This is a genomic window from Vibrio syngnathi (genome assembly GCF_002119525.1).
In the GTDB taxonomy this organism is placed as follows: domain Bacteria; phylum Pseudomonadota; class Gammaproteobacteria; order Enterobacterales; family Vibrionaceae; genus Vibrio; species Vibrio syngnathi.
Map to the genome: position 1 here is coordinate 546,728 of NZ_CP017916.1, position 18,943 is coordinate 565,670.

The following is an 18,943-nucleotide window of genomic DNA, read 5'->3' on the forward strand; positions in this document are numbered from 1 at the left end:
GTCATGGAGAATAGCAATGCCTTTATTAGATAGTTTTACTGTTGATCACACGCGCATGAACGCACCTGCAGTTCGTGTTGCTAAAACAATGCAAACCCCAAAAGGGGATACCATTACGGTATTTGACCTGCGTTTTACTGCGCCAAACAAAGATATCCTATCTGAGAGAGGTATTCATACTCTCGAGCACCTATACGCTGGGTTCATGCGTGCTCACCTCAATGGCTCTGCTGTTGAGATCATTGATATTTCGCCTATGGGTTGTCGTACCGGTTTCTACATGAGCTTGATTGGTACGCCTTCAGAGCAGCAAGTGGCTGACGCTTGGTTAGCAGCGATGCAAGACGTACTGAAAGTTGAGAACCAGAATAAGATCCCTGAGTTGAACGAATATCAATGTGGTACCGCAGCAATGCACTCTTTGGATGAAGCGAAAGAGATTGCGAATGCAATCATCGCTGCAGGTGTTTCAGTAAACAAAAATGATGAACTGGCATTGCCAGAGTCTATGCTTCAAGAGCTTAAAATCGACTAATCACTTTTCTTCACTTTAAATGCGCTGCACTCTAGATACATTTCAATCTAGAGACAGAGCAAGTTAGATACTAAAAGGCCCGGTTCAATGAACCGGGCCTTTTTCGACAACGTATTTTAGGACGAGACATATTTTAGGGCTAGGCAGTTGTCGCATGTGAGCTTGTGATTACTCACTTAGTTACCCCAGTCCAGCAAACCACTTTATCCGTTTACGATCTGCGGGAATACACGCACAAGCTTGATACGGTTCTCTTCGAGTTCAACAATTTCCATTGGATGGCTCGCAACCTGAACACTCAGGTGACTCTCTGGAATATCTTCAAGATGTTCCAGTATCAAACCATTAAGCGTTCTTGGGCCATCAGTAGGCAGTGCCCACTGTAAGCCTTTGTTAATGTCTCGGATGTTAGCGCTGCCTTCAATCAAGAAGCTGCCATCGCTTTGCGGTGTGATCTCTTCAGATAAACTTGGTGCGATTGAAGTCGTAAATTCGCCCACGATCTCTTCAAGAATATCTTCGAGGGTAACCAAACCGTTAATATCGCCATACTCATCAACAATCAAACCGATACGCTGTTTGTTGCGTTGGAATTTAAGCAGTTGGGTGTTAAGCGGTGTCGCTTCCGGAATAAAGTAGATCTCATCCGCTGCACGCAGCAGGGTCTCTTTATTGAATTCGTTCTTTTCGAGCATCAAGCGGTAAGCTTCACGTAGCCTCAGCATACCAACCACTTCATCTATCTGATCACGGTACAGCACGATGCGACCATGAGGTGAGTGAGTGAGCTGACGAACGATCGATTTCCAATCATCATTGATGTCGATGCCAGTGATCTCATTCCTAGGCACCATTATGTCATTCACGGTGACGTGTTCTAAATCGAGAATAGACACCAACATATCTTGGTGACGTTGTGGTATCAGGCTACCCGCTTCATTTACTACCGTTCTGAGTTCTTCTGAACTGAGATGATCGGTTGCATCATGGTTGGCTTTAACGCCTAAGATACGAATGAAGCCGTTGGTAATAAAGTTGACCAAGATAACTAATGGAGATAGCACCTTCATCAGTATTATCAATAGAATACTGCTGGCGTAAGAAACTCGTTCCGGAAACAGAGAAGCGATGGTTTTTGGTGTAACCTCAGCAAACACGAGGATCACTAGGGTCAAGGCTCCGGTTGCGATAGCCACACCGATATCCCCGTAGATACGCATACCAAGAATAGTCGCGATCGCGGATGCAAGAATATTGACGAGATTGTTGCCGATGAGAATAAGGCCAATCAATCTGTCAGGGCGACTTAGAAGTTTTTCTACGCGTTTGGCACCTTTATGACCCGTATTGGCCAAGTGCTTTAAACGGTAGCGGTTCAAGGACATCATGCCCGTTTCGGAACCAGAGAAATAACCAGAAATTACAATGAGACACGCGAGTAGCGCAAATAAGATACCCGTTGATATGTCGTCCAAAACTATTCTTTTCCTTTTTGTGTATCTTGATTAATTTATGACCGAACATGGCCGAGATGTCAATTGAATGTATCGTACTCAATATTTTTAAGGCAAGGTGTGTGAGACCTTGCCTTCATCATACAGACTAATTCAGGATTATTTCCTGAACGAAGCGGCTACCGAAGTAAGCTAATGTGAGCATGGTGGCACCCGCAAGGGCAAACCATGTGACTTTTTGCCCACGCCAGCCTTTCTGATAGTGACCCCAAAGAAGGATGGAATAGATAACCCAAGCTATAAAAGACAATACCGCTTTATGTGCTTTACCTTGAGCAAACATATCTTGTACGAAGATAAGTCCAGTTAATAAAGTACCGGTTAACAAACCATTACCGATTAAAATGATCTTGAAAAGCTGTCTTTCCACCATCATTAAAGGAGGTAGGTTAGGGTTTATCACTAACGCTTTTTTCTTTTTAAGTTTGTGATCGAGCCACGCGAGTTGCAGAGCGTATAGCGCACCGATGGTTAGCGTCGCGTATGAGAACAAAGCCAAAGAGATGTGCAGTAGTAGCTTTGGGTCATTCTCTAGATGTTTGATGAAGGTGCTAGGAAGAAAAGTAGCAGCCATTAGATTTAGAGCAGCGAAGCTATAGACAACAGGCAAAATGAACCACAAACGGGTTTTGAGCATAGCACCGCTCATGACCACAGATATGATTAAACTGATTAATGAAGCAACGTTTAAGATACTGAGGTTTTGACCACTGGCATTAAATATTAAATCGCCCAGCAACCAAGCATGGAAAACTAAAGCAAGTAATGCGCTGATAAACACCGTTTTGACACGGATTCCTGTTTGGTGCACGAGACCTGGAATGATCGTGGAAATCGCCATTGTATAAAGAAAGGCTGCTGCGATCGCAATAAGACTGTCCATGGTGTCCATTTAAATGATTACTAATTGACGAATTATACCTCGCATCGCTCTTTGGGGCTACGGTGAACCTCACTCAATTCCAAGTGAATAATGTCTCACATCACATGCGTGGATGATTAACGCTCTACAACGGGTATGACTCTAATCCGTGCTAATGTATACTCACAGTAATAGTCGCAGTTTTGAGCGAAGAGAAAACTATGTTTGATAATTTAACGGATCGTCTATCCAAAACGCTGAAGAACATCAGCGGTAAAGGTCGTCTGACCGAAGACAATATTAAAGAGACACTGCGTGAAGTACGTATGGCGCTACTTGAAGCCGACGTTGCATTGCCCGTTGTCCGCGATTTTGTTAAGCGCGTAAAAGAAGGCGCTGTGGGTGTCGAGGTTTCTAAATCTCTAACACCGGGTCAAGAATTCATTAAGATCGTCCAAGCTGAACTTGAAGCTGTGATGGGGGAGTCTAACGAGGCTCTTGACCTAGCAGCACAACCGCCAGCTGTTATCTTAATGGCGGGTCTACAAGGTGCGGGTAAAACCACATCGGTAGGTAAGCTATCTAAGCTCCTGACTGAGCGTGATAAGAAGAAAGTTTTGGTTGTGTCTGCCGACGTTTACCGTCCAGCCGCGATCAAACAGCTTGAAACCTTAGCAAGCGATGTTGGCGTCGACTTCTTCCCATCTTCAGCTGACCAAAAGCCTCTTGATATTGCAAACGCTGCAATCGACCACGCGAAGAAGAAATTCTACGACGTGCTAATTGTCGATACTGCCGGTCGTTTGGCTATCGATGAAGAGATGATGGGCGAGATCAAAGAGCTTCATACTGCCATTAAACCAGTAGAGACACTGTTCGTTGTTGATGCAATGACAGGTCAAGATGCTGCTAATACTGCAAAAGCCTTTGGTGATACGCTACCACTAACCGGTGTTATCTTAACGAAAGTTGATGGTGATGCGCGTGGTGGTGCTGCGCTGTCTGTTCGTCATATCACAGGTAAGCCGATTAAATTCTTAGGTGTTGGTGAAAAGACTGACGCACTAGAACCATTCCATCCAGATCGTGTTGCTTCTCGTATCCTAGGTATGGGCGACGTACTGTCTCTTATTGAAGACCTACAGAAAAACGTTGATACCGAGAAAGCAGAGAAGCTGGCTAAGAAGTTCAAAGAGAAGAAAGGCTTTGACCTTGAAGACTTCCGTGAGCAGCTTGGTCAGATGAAAAACATGGGCGGCATGATGGGCATGATGGATAAGCTTCCAGGCATGTCTCAGCTACCAGACAACGTTAAAGATAAAGTTGATGACAAGATGTTCAAGCAAATGGAAGCGATCATCAACTCTATGACAATGAAAGAACGTCAGCGTCCAGACCTAATCAAAGGCTCACGCAAAAAGCGTATTGCTGCAGGTTCTGGTACGCAGGTACAAGATGTAAACCGTATGCTTAAACAGTTCACTCAAATGCAGAAGATGATGAAGAAAATGCAGAAAGGTGGAATGAAAGGCATGATGCGCAACATGCAAGGCATGATGGGCGGCGGTGGAGGTATGGGCGGAATGGGTGGTGGTTTTAACCCGTTTGGTCGATAATCTACAAATGTAAGCTTTAGCTACGTTACTTTTCATAGTGTTAGCCGTGTCACAGAAAGTGTCCGGTGGCTATGTTGGTGAAAAAATAGCTAAAGCCCTTGCATTGCACCGGAATAAGAGTAAAATTCCGGGGCTTTAATTTGGCACGAGACCCCAAGCTATTTACTTATACTTGGGGTTAATTATTTTATTAAGAAAGCAAAGAGGACGACATGGTAACCATTCGTTTGGCACGTCACGGTGCAAAGAAGCGCCCATTTTATCAAATCGTAGTTGCGGATAGCCGTAACTCTGTAACTGGCCGTTTCATCGAGAAAGTAGGTTTCTTTAACCCTACTGCTCAAGGTCAAGAAGAAGGTCTACGTCTAGACCTAGATCGTGTTAACCACTGGGTTGGTCAAGGCGCATCTCTATCTGACCGCGTAGCTAAGCTAGTTAAAGACGCTCAAAAAGCGGCTTAATTCTTTTTTAAAAAGAGAAATAGCTTATGTCGATGAAGGGTAAAGAAACGATGAGCGAGCAAAACGAAAGAATTGTTATGGGTAAACTTGGGTCTACCTATGGTATTCGTGGCTGGCTTAAAGTGTTCTCCTACACAGACAATGCTGAAAGCATATTTGATTACAGTCCTTGGTATTTAAAGCTAAAGGGCGAGTGGGTTGAGTATAAAGTTGAAAGCTGGAAACGTCATGGTCAAGGCTATGTATGTAAGCTAGCGGGATTAGATGTACGTGAAGACGCGCAACTGATGACCAACTTTGAAATTGCTATTGACCCTGCTTCATTACCTGAATTGTCAGAAGATGAATTCTACTGGCGCGAATTGTTCGGTATGCAAGTTTTTACCACTAAAGGTTACAACCTTGGTGAGGTCACTGACCTATTAGAAACTGGCTCGAATGATGTTCTAGTAATCAAAGCAAATCTTAAAGATGCTTTTGGCCAAAAGGAACGGTTAATCCCGTACCTTGAAGAGCAAGTGATCAAGAAAGTTGATCGCGAAGCTCGCCGGATCGAAGTTGACTGGGATCCTGGATTCTAACTCCAAATTACAGAGCGAGAGAACACATGTGGGTTGGCATTATTAGCCTTTTTCCTGAAATGTTCCGTTCTGTTACTGATTTTGGAGTAACAGGTCAAGCGGTTAAAAAAGGTCTTTTATCTATTGAGACATGGAATCCTCGTGATTTCACTCATGATAAACATCGCACTGTTGATGACAGACCTTACGGTGGTGGTCCTGGCATGTTAATGATGGTTCAGCCTTTGCGCGACGCTATCCAAACAGCCAAACAGGCAGCACCGGGAAAGGCGAAAGTTATCTACCTTTCACCTCAAGGTCGTAAACTCGACCAGAAAGGTGTAGAAGAGCTGGCAACAAACGAGAACTTGCTTCTTATTTGTGGTCGCTATGAAGGGGTAGATGAGCGCATCATTCAATCTGAAGTCGACGAAGAATGGTCGATTGGAGATTTTGTGATGACGGGTGGCGAGTTGCCAGCCATGACGTTGATTGATTCAGTCTCTCGGTTTGTTCCGGGTGTACTTGGAGATTTCGCATCAGCAGAAGAAGATTCTTTTGCAAATGGCTTGCTAGATTGTCCCCATTATACGCGCCCTGAGGTACTAGACGACAAAGATGTGCCATCGGTACTCAAGTCTGGAAACCATAAGGACATTCGTCGCTGGCGATTAAAACAATCGTTGGGCCGAACTTGGCTAAGAAGACCAGAACTCCTGGAAAACCTAGCTCTGACTGACGAACAGGAACAATTACTGGCTGAATTCATTAAAGAGCAACGCTCTTAACGAAAAGCAAGCAGTAACCTATTAAATTTAGTATCAGTTTATTCTAGGAATTTATACAAATGAGCAACATCATCAAGGCTCTTGAAGAAGAGCAACTAAAATCAGACCTTCCTAAATTCGCACCAGGTGACACTGTTGTAGTTAAGGTTAAGGTAAAAGAAGGTGACCGTGAGCGTCTACAGGCTTTCGAAGGCGTTGTAATCGCTATTCGTAACCGTGGTCTACACTCTGCATTCACAGTTCGTAAGATCTCGAACGGTGAAGGCGTAGAGCGTGCGTTCCAAACTCACTCTCCAATGGTTGATAGCATCGAAGTTAAACGCCGTGGTGCAGTACGTCGTGCCAAGTTGTACTACCTACGTGAGCGTTCTGGTAAGTCAGCTCGTATTAAAGAGAAGCTTACTAAGAAGTAATTCTTTTTGCATTCTATCGATAAAAGCGGAGCCATTTGGCTCCGCTTTTTTGTGTCTGCTATTTAGAGTCTCACAGGTAAGAGATCCCCAACTCGCTCGTTCCTCACTCTTGAGGATAACGAACTAAACCGAAAATCCAATTAAATCGTCATTTCCTAGATTGACGAGGGAAAGAGTAGGGAATCTCTCAAATTACGTATTATTTATCGAGTTCTGAATTGTAGGATCCCCAACTCGTTCGTTCCTCGCTCTTGAGGATGACGAACTAAACTGAAAACCAAATTAAATTGTCATTCCCTAGACTGACGAAGGAAGGAGTAGGGAATCTCTAGTAGCACCGTGTTATAGGCAATAAAAAAGGATTGCCGTACTTCAAATTCTATTCGCTATTCGCTATTCGCTATTCGCTATTCGCCTAGTGTGGGTCTTCAGACCAACCATCGCTATCCGACATGTCTGGTGCGCCAGCGATACTGTTCTCTTCGTCAGCCCATTCACCGAAATCAATCATCTGACATTGCTTGCTGCAAAACGGGCGATGTGGGCTTTGTTCACCCCATTCAACGTCAGTGTTACATTGAGGGCATTTAACGATGGTGATTTTCTTCGACATAGTGATTCTTAATTAGAGGGGATTGTAAGAAATAGTTTAGGCTCGGATAAGAACCCAAGCCAAACAATAAAGGGAATGAATTAGCTGCAGATAGCCAACTCAAATTCAATATCTTGAGTACAAGCTTGCCCTGTTTCAAAGCTCATAAATTTAATAGCGAAACGGTTTTTATGACCTGAAATCATCGGATAGGCCCCGTATTGCATTGGGATTGAAAGGCGAAGGATATTCGCTTCATCAGCATCGCTCTGGAAGAAACCAGTACGAGCGATCTGATCCTTAAAGTGGCCAGTCTCTCTGGTGAGCTTCAACCATAGTGTTAGCGCTTCATACAGAGGCTGTAGGCTATCCATCCATGTCTTAGCATCTCTTATTCTCTTATCCAGAGGAAGATGTAACCAATAATGCAGAGCCGGTAAATCAAAGCAACATGAGCCACCTGGTAAGTTAAAGCGTTGACGAATGGCACTTAGGAAGCGATCTTCCTTTAGTGATTGGCCAAAACGCTCTGCCTGCATCAGTTCTCGATAGATGTTACCGATGTCATTGAGCAATGATGTCAGCATCTCTTGATCGACACCTTCAACATCTAACCAACTTTTATAGGTTACACGCTGTTTCTCAATATCTTTTGCTAGTTCGCTCTTGAGTTGGATCTGTTCGAATATTTCAATCAGATCAAAGATGGAGCGGAAAAAGAGTTGATACTGTTGAGCATCGGAAAATGCAGAAGACAAGTGTAACTGCCTCAAGAGTGATTCAACTCTTAAGTAGATGCGTGTTTTCTCATTTAGAGGATGTTCAAATTTGTGGGTGATCATCGAGCAAACCTTCATTCAACATTGTTCTATTCTGACCCATCTACAGTACTGATTGCCAGATACTTTTGATGTAAATCTGTGATTTGAGGCAAAAGTTCTTGGTTTTTAGTATGGTTTTTAATCACGTCATCTGCAACTGCTAAGCGCTGTTCTCTTGATGCCTGTGATTTTAAAATTGATTCAACTTGTTCCCTAGAAACATTATCGCGACTCATCGTACGTTCTATTTGCACTTCTACCGGCACATCAACGATTAATACGCGATCGGCCATGCCTTGCATTTGGTTTTCAACCAATAGCGGTGCAACTAATAAACCATACGGAGATGTGATTTTAGACAGGTCACTGTCAATTTTGTCGCGAATCATTGGGTGAAGAAGATCATTGAGCCACTGCTTCTCTTTAGGATCTGAGAAGATCAGCTCACGCAGTCTACTTCGGTTAAGTGTTCCATCTTCAAGCAAGATAGACTCACCAAAGTGTTCTGTAATCTGTTTTAAGCCGTCACTGCCCAGCGCCACCACTTCACGTGCCACGATATCAGCATCGACAATATCAATATTGAAATGCTCATTGAACAGGTTAGCTACTGTGGTTTTACCACTGGCGATCCCACCGCTTAATCCAATAATGATTGCCATGATTAAATCCCTAGTACAGAAGTGAAATACCAACCCATGATGTCATTGCCCCACATCAAACTTACCCAACCCGCAATCGCCAGGTATGGGCCAAATGGGAAGGCTTTATCTATGCCTTGCTGTTTCAAGCGAAGTTGAATCAAGCCGAAAACCAAACCGACCAGCGACGACAAAAGAATGATCATTGGTAGGTGTTGCCAGCCAAGCCATGCACCTAATGCGGCAAGGAGTTTGAAGTCTCCATATCCCATGCCTTCTTTGCCTGTTAGTAGCTTGAACAACCAATAAACAGACCACAAAGCTAGATAGCCAGCCATTGCGCCAACTACGGAATCTTGAAGCGATACAGGACTGATGTTAAACAGTGCCAAAGCGATACCAGACCAAACCAAAGGTAAGGTGATTTGATCAGGTAACAGCATGGTATCTAGGTCGATAAAGGTTGCGGCAATCAATGCAAAGGTGAAAAAAATCAAAGCAATGGCGTAGTAACTGAAACCAAAGTGGCTAGCCACGACGGTGCATAGTATTGCAGTCAGCAGTTCGACCAATGGATAGCGAGCACTGATTGGGTTAGCACAGCTATGACACTTACCTTTCAAGAACAACCAGCTTAATACTGGAACATTGTCGACGATTCTTAACTGGGTTTTACATTTCGGGCAAGCCGAACGAGGGATACTGAGATTGAACTTCCCCTCTGGCGCTGGGATTTTATATTGAGAGAAATACTCCGAGCACTCTTGTTGCCACTCTCGTTCCATCATAATCGGTAAACGGTGTATGACTACGTTGAGGAAACTGCCAATAAGAAGGCTAAAAATGAAAGCTAATACGGGGAATAGCCAAGGATAGTAGTGAAATACTTCCATAGTGTCCTTTACCACTTAATCAATACAAGCAGTGGTTCTCTGCTTGAGGGGTGCTTGGTTGCTTTTAGCTATCCTAACACACTCATAAGATTAAAGATCGGTAAGTACATCGCGACAACTAGCCCCCCTACAACTGTGCCTAGAAAGACGATGATCAGTGGCTCTAAAATCTTGCCTAAGTTATCGACGGTATTGTCTACTTCAAATTCGTAAATAGAGGCCACTTTATTGAGCATATCATCAAGATTTCCGGACTCTTCACCAATCATCACCATCTGCAAAACCATCTCTGGGAAGGCATTGGTATTGCGCATTGCAATGTACATCGGCATGCCTGCGGCAGTTTCACGGTGAACCTCGATGATGGCCGATTCATAATGCAGGTTGCCTGCGGTTTTAGCCGTTGTTTTAAGGCTGGTTAAAATAGGAATCCCTGAACTGAAACTGGTTGAAAGTGTTCGGCTGAACTTTGCAATCGATGCCTTGGTGATGACAGCACCCAAGATAGGAAAGCGTAAGCCAAGGCGACTGGTTGAAAGTCGAATCGAGTAGGATCGCTGACGCAGCTGCTGAAAAGACAGAATTAATAAACCAATACCGATGGCACTATAGAAACTATAAGCCTGCATCCAATGGGAAAGGTAGAGCACTTGCTGGGTGAACCAAGGTAAGTCTGCTCCGAAACCAGAAAACATCGATTCAAATTCAGGAATGACCATGGTGAGCATTAAGTAAGAGACAGTCAAAGCGACAGCGACCACCATTGTGGGGTAAATCAATGCTTTTATGACCTTAGACTTTAGCTGCTCACTCTTTTCTCTATAGGTTGCCAAGCGTTCAAAGACTTGCGCTAGGTTTCCGGAAAGCTCGCCAGTAGCGACCAAATCGGTGTACAGGTCGTCAAAGTGAGTGCTTGCCGTCCGCATCGCTTTTGATATAGGGGTTCCCGCTTCGACACCTCGACAGATGTGCAATAAAATTGATTTCATTTCAGCTTTACGGTGATTGTCTGACACTAGCTTAATGGCCTGAACGATAGGCACGCCAGTGGCAAGCATGGTCGCAAGTTGTCGAGTCAAAATGGTGATGTCTTTGGCTTTGACTCGATGTGTTAAACGAGTGACTGCTGAGATACTTTTCTTTTTGATTTTCTTAATCTGAATATGCTGCTCTTTGAGCTTTTCTCGTACTTCTAATTCGGCGAGTGCCAAGGTTTGCCCGGACACCTTTTTGCCTGAGCTGTTTATGCCTTTCCAGTGGTAGTTTTTTAATTGTGACTGCAGTTTAGTGCTCATGAGTGCTCCGATGGATTATAGATACAGGACACGTTGCAGTTCTTGATAGCTGGTGGTGCCTTCAAGCAACTTATCGATACCGGATTCTTGCAGTGTTCTCATTCCTTCTCTACGCGCGAGATCTTCAATCTCTAACGCGTTAGGTTTATTGATCAGACTATTTTTTAGTTTGTCGGTGAACGGCATTACTTCGTAGATACCCACTCGACCGGAGTAACCCTGATTACACTCATTGCATCCTTGTGGGGTGGCTTTGTAGAGTTTTTGATTGTTAGGAATTGAGTGACGCAGAAATATGTCCGGCGAGTTGTCAGCTGCTTTACAGTGGTTGCACAGTCGCCTTGCCAGTCGCTGCGCGATAATCAGGCTTAATGACGAAGCGAGGTTAAAGGGTTCTATCCCCATATGGGCGAGCCGAGTCACGGTTTCCGAAGCTGAGTTAGTATGGAGTGTCGAAAGGACTAAGTGACCCGTTTGCGACGCTTTGATCGCGATCTCTGCGGTTTCCAAATCGCGGATCTCACCGACCATCACCACATCAGGATCTTGTCGCAAGAAGGATCGTAGTGCTTCGGCAAACCCAAAACCGATCTTTGGCGTCACCTGTACCTGATTGATACCACACAGGTTGATCTCCACCGGGTCTTCAGCTGTTGAGATATTACGCTCAGAGGTGTTAAGCATGCGAAGTCCAGTGTAAAGAGATACCGTTTTGCCACTGCCAGTGGGCCCAGTCATTAAGATCATCCCTTGCGGGCGTTTTAGGGCATTGAGATAGAGCGCTTTTTGATCCTCGCTGTAACCTAATTTATCGATATCTAAATTGGCTGCGCTGCTGTCTAGAAGACGCAGTACGATCTTTTCTCCCCACAATGTCGGTAGAGTCGACACACGCATATCGATCGCCAGCTCGTCGTTCAAACGCAGCTTAATACGGCCGTCTTGAGGTAAGCGACGTTCAGCGATATCAAGTTTGGCGAGAATCTTTAAACGAGCGGATAACCGACGGCTTAAATGAGACGCGGGCTGTTGGACCTCAACAAGAATACCATCGCAACGCAGACGCACTCGGTAGTTTTCTTCATAAGGTTCGAAGTGGATGTCTGATGCGCCTTTGCGTACCGCATCTACTAATATTTGGTTGATAAAACGGCTAACAGGGGAGTCGTCTTGGCTGAGATCTTCAATTGACGTCATTTCATCGTCAGAGACTTCAACAAGATTGGCGAGTTCGTCTTGGGTGATCTCTTTGCGCTTGGAGTCTTGTCCGGAAATAGATCGGCCATACAGCTTTCGTATGGCGCCTTCTAATTCTGAGTAGTTAGCGACAACTAATTCGATCTGTAATCCGGTGGCAAAGCGGAAATCGTCTTCAGCTTGTAAGTCGGTTGGGTCGGCAGAAGCGAGTGTGAGAGTAGTATTAGATATGGCAACTGGGATTGCACGATATTTGGTGATCAACTCACGAAGCCCTAATTGGTCACACAAGATTTCATAGTCAGTATTGGCCAGCTGTACTAACGGTAAACCAAAAATGGTTTTTATATTATTAGCGAGGCTCTCGTCAGAGAAGATGTCTAGAACAAGCAAAGCTTCAGGTGTAGAAATACCTGAAGCTTGCACATGTTCCGCAATAGCGTGTTCTTGAGTCAGGCTAAGTAAACCAGCCTGACGAAGAACCGTTGGGAGGTTGGTTAGCACTTATGAGCAACCATCAATAGTTGGAAGAGTGACACCGGTACCAGCAGTAAAGGCGCAACTCCAACCTGTGCTAGCATCTCTCGTTAATGTAACTTTTGTTCCATTAATTGCACTGGTGGAATTAAATGTGAATTCAATAACATTCGCGGTTGTTGTGGTTATTCCCCCCAATGAATTAGCTGATCCTGTCGAACCAATATCGCCTATTGTGGCTGTAAGTGCGCCATTCTCTTGAATATATAGTTCTGCTGGAGTGACTAGTGCTTTTACCGTTTTAAGCCCTGATGATAGTTCACTTTTAGATACATAATCTTTATAAGCCGGTACAGCAATTGCCGATAACACCCCAATAATTGCCACGACAATCATCAATTCAATCAGCGTAAAGCCTTTCTGATTTGTTCTTTTATTTTTGTTTTTCATAGTTCTATTCCATTCGTTAGTTTGTTTCAGTGCAAGCACAGGTTGATGGAAAGAATAGAAGTTGAGATTTAGAAGTGGAATGGTGTTCAGGTGTGGGCGCGAGTGGTTTTGTATTTATTGGTGTGTTGTTTCATATGGAGCGCAAAATTATGCGATCAGCTTAGTTAACTGATTGATATACTGATAATAAAAGCAATAAAAAGGCATGGCTGATTGCCATGCCTAGAAGTTAAGTGATTGATAGAACTATGAGATTAAGCTTTGAATCGCATTGAAAGGTCCATTGCTTTTAGATGCTTAGTCAGTGCACCGACAGAGATGTAATCGACACCCGTTTCTGCGAACTCTGCAATCGTATCTAAAGTCACGTTACCTGAATTTTCTAGTGCTGCACGACCTGCGTTAATTTTAACGGCTTCACGCATCATGTCAGTGGTGAAGTTATCTAGCATGATGATGTCTGCACCGGCGCTGATCGCTTGCTCAAGCTCTGCTAGGCTTTCTGTTTCCACTTCCACTGGCTTACCTGGGTTCAGCTCTTTTGCAGTAGAGATAGCCTTCTCAATCCCACCACAAGCGATGATGTGGTTTTCTTTGATTAGGTAAGCATCAAAAACGCCAATACGGTGGTTGAAACCGCCACCACAAGCAACAGCGTATTTTAGTGCGCTGCGCAGGCCTGGAATTGTTTTACGAGTGTCTAGCAAGCGGCATTCTGTGTGCTTAACTTTGTCTGCGTAGATTGCTGTTGTAGTCGCACAACCCGATAGCGTTTGAATGAAGTTCATTGCATTACGCTCACCGGTTAATAGTGCACGTGCTGGGCCAGTTAAGCTACAAAGCGTTTGGTTTGGTTCAACTTTGTCGCCATCTTCTACGTTCCACTCGATAGTGACTTCACCGCCCAACTGTTTAAACACTTCATCAGCCCAAGCTTTACCACAGAACACACCGTGCTCACGGGTAATGATGGTTGCGCTGTTGATTGCGTCTGCTGGGATTAGACTTGCTGTAATATCAGCCGCTGGATCTAACGTTCCGCCTAGATCTTCTTTGATGGTCTCAGCCACTGAGCGAGTGATCTCGAGAGGCAGTTGCTCTTTTAAGTAGTCAAGGCGTTGGTGGCTGTTATGTGTGTTTTTCATCGCAAATCTAATCTTGAAAGGGAGTGGGAATGGAATGATACTCTTGCTTAACTTCAAATTAAAGAGGCTAGCGTGACTGCTCTATGGGTAAGGTCACATCTTATTGTGCTAGCAGAAAAGAAAGTGAGACCAAGATGACGATCAGCTTCAACGGATGGTATGACAACGCTCGGCATGTTCCTTCCCCGTATTTTGATGTTAGACCGAGCGTCGACGATATCTCTCTGCTGGTGGTTCATAACATTAGTTTACCACCAGGCCAATTTGGCGGCCCTTACATTGAACAGTTTTTCACGGGCAAACTTGATCCGGCAGATCATCCATTTTTTAAAGTGATTCACCAAATGGGCGTTTCGGCACATTGCTTGATTCGCCGTGATGGTGAGGTGGTACAGTTTGTGTCATTTCTTGACCGAGCTTGGCACGCAGGCCAGTCGAGCTTTGCGGGGCGTAAAAGGTGTAATGATTACTCGATTGGTATTGAGCTGGAAGGAAGCGACTTTATCGCTTATACAGAGCAGCAGTACCAAGCGCTTTCTCGATTAACAGAAACGATCGTATCGACTTTCCCTCAAATAACCACCGAGCGTATCACTGGTCATCAATATATAGCCCCGTTACGCAAAACTGACCCTGGTTTGGTTTTCGACTGGCAGAAGTTTAAAGGCGAGCTCAAGGTTTAAGCCTCATTATCGAAGATGCTCTTATTGTTGCTGGTGGTTGAATAGTCAACGCCTAGCATAATGACTTGTGAATTTTTGTTGTTGCGATGTAAATAAAGTGGTTAGGGGGAGGGCGTCAATAAATCGAGAGTGTGACGAGCTTATCAAACGATCTAATATTAAAAGTTATGAACAGAATTTCTACCTCTAATGTGCGCTTGGTTTGATTTTTAATCAAGTGGCACTCATCTTTCTGAAACAATCCATTTTTATCCTGAAACTTTCTAGCACGGATACTCCCCAAAAGTATTACCCCTGTAAATGGTAAGACCAAATTGGTTGCTGTTTTAAATTTCATTTGTTAAATCATGGTTAATTCGTGCTGTGTTCTATGATTCAGGTCAATTTTAGTCTGGACAGTGGCGTTTTAATTATGTTAATTTCTGCCCAACTTAAAATTGGTAATACCAATTGTCAGCGAAGAAAAAGAAGAACAACAAACTATGGCTTATCAAAGGATTCGTCAGCCAAAACTCTCGGACGTTATCGAACAAGAGTTAGAAAGGTTGATAGTGGAAGGAACACTGGCTCCAGGGCAGCAGCTGCCGCCTGAGCGCGAACTGGCGAAACAGTTCGATGTGTCTCGTCCTTCAATCCGAGAAGCGATACAACGTTTAGAAGCAAAACGCTTGCTTACTCGCCGTCAAGGTGGAGGTACGTTTGTTAGCGAAAATATCTGGAAAAGCTTTTCAGATCCTTTGCTTAATTTGTTGTCCTCCCATTCTGAAACCCAACTAGACTTGTTGGAATCGCGTCATGCGATGGAAGGGATTTCGGCTTACTTCGCGGCATTGCGTGGTACTGATGAAGACTTTGCTCGAATTCAAGCATGCCAAGAAAAAATTCGCGGTGCGCAAGATAAGGGTGATATTGAAGCCGAGTCTGCAGCTGTGATGGCTTTTCTTATTGCTTTAACAGAGGCAGCGCACAATGTGGTGTTATTACACATTGTTCGTAGTTTGGCTCCGTTACTCGAACAAAACGTCTTAGAAAATTTAAAACTGTTGCATCGTCGTAAAGACGTTGTGGAGAAAGTGAGTATACATCGAGCTAACATTGTAGATGCGATCGTTTCAGGACAGCCAGAACAGGCGCGTGAAATGTCACACTCTCATTTAGCTTACATCGAAGAAACATTGATGGATTTGACCAAAGAAGAATCGCGCCGCGAACGTTCTTTACGTCGAATCCAACAGGGTAAATAGTCGTAATACTTCGGCTTTTTACGTGTTTAGTAGAATCCAACTAACAAAAAGGATAGATCGCCATGTCTGACATGAAGCATGACGTTGATGCTCTGGAAACTCAAGATTGGTTAGAAGCTCTTGAGTCAGTAGTACGTGAAGAAGGTGTAGAACGTGCACAGTTTTTACTAGAACAAGTTCTAGATAAAGCGCGTTTAGATGGTGTTGATATGGCTACAGGCATCAACACGAACTACATCAACACAATTCCAGCAGCACAAGAGCCAGCTTACCCTGGTGACGTAACTCTTGAGCGTCGTATTCGTTCGATTATTCGCTGGAACGCAATCATGATTGTATTGCGTGCTTCTAAGAAAGACCTAGACCTTGGTGGTCACATGGCTTCTTACCAGTCAGCTGCTGCGTTCTACGAAGTATGTTTTAACCACTTCTTCCGTGCTCCAAACGAGACAGACGGTGGCGATCTAGTTTACTACCAAGGTCACATCTCTCCTGGTATCTACTCTCGTGCATTCGTTGAAGGTCGTCTAACTGAAGAACAGCTAGATAACTTCCGTCAAGAAGTTGATGGTAAAGGTATCCCTTCATACCCGCACCCTAAACTAATGCCTGAATTCTGGCAGTTCCCAACAGTATCTATGGGTCTAGGCCCTATCTCTGCTATCTACCAAGCGCGCTTCCTTAAGTACCTTGAAGGTCGTGGCATGAAAGATACTTCAGGTCAGCGTGTATACGCGTTCCTAGGTGACGGTGAGATGGATGAGCCAGAATCACGTGGTGCTATCTCTTTCGCTGCGCGTGAGAAGCTAGACAACCTATGTTTCCTAATCAACTGTAACCTACAGCGTCTAGACGGCCCTGTAATGGGTAACGGTAGCATCATCCAAGAACTTGAAGGCCTATTTAAAGGCGCAGGTTGGAACGTTGTTAAAGTTATCTGGGGTAGCAACTGGGATTCTCTACTAGCTAAAGACACTACTGGTAAGCTTCTTCAACTAATGAATGAAACTATCGATGGTGACTACCAAACATTCAAATCTAAAGATGGCGCATACGTACGTGAGCACTTCTTTGGTAAGTACCCAGAAACAGCTGCACTAGTTGCAGACATGACTGACGACCAAATCTTCGAACTGAAACGTGGTGGTCACGACTCTTCTAAACTGTTCGCTGCATTCAACAATGCAAAAGAGACAGGTGGCAAACCAACAGTAATCCTAGCTAAGACAGTTAAAGGTTACGGTATGGGTGAAGCTGCAGAAGGCAAGAACATCGCTCACGGTGTTAAGAAGATGGACATGACTCACGTACAATACCTACGTGACCGTCTAGGCCTACAAGACATCCTTTCTGATGAGAAAGTATCTGAGCTTCCTTACCTAACACTGGAAGAAGGTTCAGCTGAGTACGAATACCTACATGCTCGTCGTAAAGCACTACAAGGTTACACTCCTCAGCGTCTGCCAAAATTCACTCAAGAGTTCAAAGTTCCTGAGCTAGACGCATTCGCACCTCTACTGGGTGAACAGAAGCGTGATATCTCTACAACGATGGCTTATGTACGTACGCTTAACATCCTTCTTAAAGATAAGAACATTGGTAAGAACATTGTTCCTATCATCTGTGATGAAGCTCGTACATTCGGTATGGAAGGTCTATTCCGTCAGGTTGGTATCTACAACCCACACGGTCAAGACTACACGCCTGAAGATAAAGGCATCGTTTCTTACTACAAAGAAGCGACTTCTGGTCAAGTTCTTCAAGAAGGTATCAACGAACTAGGTTCTATGGCTTCATGGGTTGCAGCTGCAACTTCATACAGCACAAACGATCTACCGATGATTCCGTTCTACATCTACTACTCAATGTTCGGTTTCCAACGTATTGGTGACATGGCTTGGTTAGCAGGTGACCAACAAGCTCGTGGTTTCCTACTTGGTGCAACTGCAGGCCGTACAACGCTAAACGGCGAAGGTCTACAGCACGAAGATGGCCACTCGCACATCATGGCGAACACTGTACCTAACTGTATCTCTTACGACCCAACGTTTGCTTACGAGCTAGCGGTAATCATGCAAGACGGTATCCGTCGCATGTACGGTGAGAACCAAGAGAATGTTTACTACTACCTAACAGTAATGAACGAAAACTACGCAATGCCAGCAATGCCAGAAGGCGCTGAAGAAGGCATCCGTAAGGGTATTTACAAGCTTGAGTCTTACGCTGGTTCTGCTTCTGATCAACAAAGTAAGAAAGTTCAGCTAATGAGCTCTGGTACTATCATGAACGAAGCACGTAAAGCCGCTCAAATCCTGAGCGAAGAGTACGGCGTAGCATCTGATGTATTCTCTGTAACGTCGTTCAACGAACTGACTCGTGACGGCCAAGCGGTAGAGCGTGACAACATGCTTCACCCAGAAGCTGAAGAGAAAGTACCGTACATCACAACTGTTCTTGGTAACGAACCTGCAATCGCAGTTACGGATTACATGAAGAACTACGCTGAGCAAGTACGTGCATTCATGCCTTCTGAGTCTTACAAAGTACTTGGTACTGACGGTTTCGGTCGCTCAGACAGCCGTGAAAACCTACGTCGTCACTTCGAAGTAAATGCAGGCTACGTTGTTGTTGCAGCACTTACTGAACTGGCTAAACGTGGTGATGTTGAGAAATCAGTAGTTGCTGAAGCAATTGCTAAATTCGGCATCGACGCAGACAAAATTAACCCGCAATACGCATAAGACTGGCATTAAGGT

General features: G+C 44.4%; 19 protein-coding genes. 9 read left to right on the top strand and 10 right to left on the bottom strand.

The window, feature by feature from the left end; all coding sequences use genetic code 11:
- Window positions 1-16: 16 nt before the first annotated feature.
- Entirely contained in the window at window positions 17-535 is a 519-nt protein-coding gene (gene luxS / locus K08M4_RS02730; protein WP_086048769.1) for an S-ribosylhomocysteine lyase, read from the top strand.
- Window positions 536-738: 203 nt separating this feature from the next.
- Here luxS and K08M4_RS02735 read toward each other — a convergent pair whose 3' ends face one another.
- Window positions 739-2,010, bottom strand: coding sequence for an HlyC/CorC family transporter (locus tag K08M4_RS02735; protein WP_009847611.1), 1,272 nt, complete (start codon window positions 2,008-2,010; stop codon window positions 739-741).
- A 127-nt stretch (window positions 2,011-2,137) separates the two neighbouring features.
- Complete coding sequence (locus tag K08M4_RS02740) at window positions 2,138-2,932, bottom strand: cytochrome C assembly family protein (protein WP_086048770.1); 795 nt, start codon at window positions 2,930-2,932, stop codon at window positions 2,138-2,140.
- A gap of 200 nt (window positions 2,933-3,132) precedes the next feature.
- On the opposite strand from K08M4_RS02740, the gene ffh reads away from it, so the two are divergent.
- The 5 genes from ffh (at window position 3,133) to rplS (ending at window position 6,749) form a co-directional block, all read left to right on the top strand.
- Complete coding sequence (gene ffh, locus K08M4_RS02745; protein ID WP_004735506.1) at window positions 3,133-4,527, top strand: signal recognition particle protein; 1,395 nt, start codon at window positions 3,133-3,135, stop codon at window positions 4,525-4,527.
- A 212-nt stretch (window positions 4,528-4,739) separates the two neighbouring features.
- The gene (gene rpsP, locus K08M4_RS02750) at window positions 4,740-4,988 is read left to right on the top strand and encodes a 30S ribosomal protein S16 (protein WP_004735508.1); all 249 of its coding nucleotides are present in this window, start codon (window positions 4,740-4,742) and stop codon (window positions 4,986-4,988) included.
- A gap of 26 nt (window positions 4,989-5,014) precedes the next feature.
- Window positions 5,015-5,569: a ribosome maturation factor RimM gene (gene rimM / locus K08M4_RS02755; RefSeq protein WP_009847609.1), complete on the top strand. Its 555-nt coding sequence runs from the start codon at window positions 5,015-5,017 to the stop codon at window positions 5,567-5,569.
- A gap of 26 nt (window positions 5,570-5,595) precedes the next feature.
- The gene (gene trmD / locus K08M4_RS02760) at window positions 5,596-6,336 is read left to right on the top strand and encodes a tRNA (guanosine(37)-N1)-methyltransferase TrmD (protein WP_086048771.1); all 741 of its coding nucleotides are present in this window, start codon (window positions 5,596-5,598) and stop codon (window positions 6,334-6,336) included.
- A 59-nt stretch (window positions 6,337-6,395) separates the two neighbouring features.
- The gene (gene rplS, locus K08M4_RS02765) at window positions 6,396-6,749 is read left to right on the top strand and encodes a 50S ribosomal protein L19 (protein ID WP_009847607.1); all 354 of its coding nucleotides are present in this window, start codon (window positions 6,396-6,398) and stop codon (window positions 6,747-6,749) included.
- 415 nt (window positions 6,750-7,164) lie between these two features.
- On the opposite strand, the gene yacG is transcribed toward rplS, so the two are convergent.
- The 8 genes from yacG to nadC all read right to left on the bottom strand — a co-directional run bounded on the left by yacG (window position 7,165) and on the right by nadC (window position 14,260).
- A complete protein-coding gene (gene yacG, locus K08M4_RS02770; protein WP_017056605.1) occupies window positions 7,165-7,362 on the bottom strand; it encodes a DNA gyrase inhibitor YacG in 198 nt (65 codons plus the stop codon).
- An 80-nt stretch (window positions 7,363-7,442) separates the two neighbouring features.
- Window positions 7,443-8,183, bottom strand: coding sequence for a cell division protein ZapD (zapD, locus tag K08M4_RS02775; RefSeq protein ID WP_086048772.1), 741 nt, complete (start codon window positions 8,181-8,183; stop codon window positions 7,443-7,445).
- 26 nt (window positions 8,184-8,209) lie between these two features.
- On the bottom strand, window positions 8,210-8,824 hold the full coding sequence (coaE, locus tag K08M4_RS02780) for a dephospho-CoA kinase (RefSeq protein WP_086048773.1): 615 nt from the start codon (window positions 8,822-8,824) through the stop codon (window positions 8,210-8,212).
- Window positions 8,825-8,826: 2 nt separating this feature from the next.
- Window positions 8,827-9,696, bottom strand: coding sequence for a prepilin peptidase (locus K08M4_RS02785; RefSeq protein ID WP_086048774.1), 870 nt, complete (start codon window positions 9,694-9,696; stop codon window positions 8,827-8,829).
- Between the two features lie 68 nt (window positions 9,697-9,764).
- Complete coding sequence (locus tag K08M4_RS02790; protein WP_086048775.1) at window positions 9,765-10,991, bottom strand: type II secretion system F family protein; 1,227 nt, start codon at window positions 10,989-10,991, stop codon at window positions 9,765-9,767.
- A 15-nt stretch (window positions 10,992-11,006) separates the two neighbouring features.
- Window positions 11,007-12,692: a type IV-A pilus assembly ATPase PilB gene (gene pilB / locus K08M4_RS02795; RefSeq protein ID WP_086048776.1), complete on the bottom strand. Its 1,686-nt coding sequence runs from the start codon at window positions 12,690-12,692 to the stop codon at window positions 11,007-11,009.
- Window positions 12,693-13,115 carry a pilin gene (locus K08M4_RS02800; RefSeq protein WP_086048777.1) on the bottom strand — a complete coding sequence of 141 codons (423 nt, stop codon included), beginning with the start codon at window positions 13,113-13,115 and terminating at the stop codon, window positions 12,693-12,695.
- 254 nt (window positions 13,116-13,369) lie between these two features.
- Complete coding sequence (gene nadC / locus K08M4_RS02805) at window positions 13,370-14,260, bottom strand: carboxylating nicotinate-nucleotide diphosphorylase (RefSeq protein WP_017079961.1); 891 nt, start codon at window positions 14,258-14,260, stop codon at window positions 13,370-13,372.
- Window positions 14,261-14,343: 83 nt separating this feature from the next.
- Here nadC and ampD point away from each other — a divergent pair, with 83 nt between their 5' ends.
- The 3 genes from ampD to aceE all read left to right on the top strand — a co-directional run bounded on the left by ampD (window position 14,344) and on the right by aceE (window position 18,928).
- Window positions 14,344-14,943, top strand: coding sequence for a 1,6-anhydro-N-acetylmuramyl-L-alanine amidase AmpD (gene ampD, locus K08M4_RS02810; protein ID WP_086048778.1), 600 nt, complete (start codon window positions 14,344-14,346; stop codon window positions 14,941-14,943).
- A 482-nt stretch (window positions 14,944-15,425) separates the two neighbouring features.
- On the top strand, window positions 15,426-16,187 hold the full coding sequence (gene pdhR / locus K08M4_RS02820) for a pyruvate dehydrogenase complex transcriptional repressor PdhR (protein ID WP_009847596.1): 762 nt from the start codon (window positions 15,426-15,428) through the stop codon (window positions 16,185-16,187).
- A gap of 62 nt (window positions 16,188-16,249) precedes the next feature.
- On the top strand, window positions 16,250-18,928 hold the full coding sequence (gene aceE, locus K08M4_RS02825) for a pyruvate dehydrogenase (acetyl-transferring), homodimeric type (protein ID WP_086048780.1): 2,679 nt from the start codon (window positions 16,250-16,252) through the stop codon (window positions 18,926-18,928).
- Window positions 18,929-18,943: the final 15 nt, after the last annotated feature.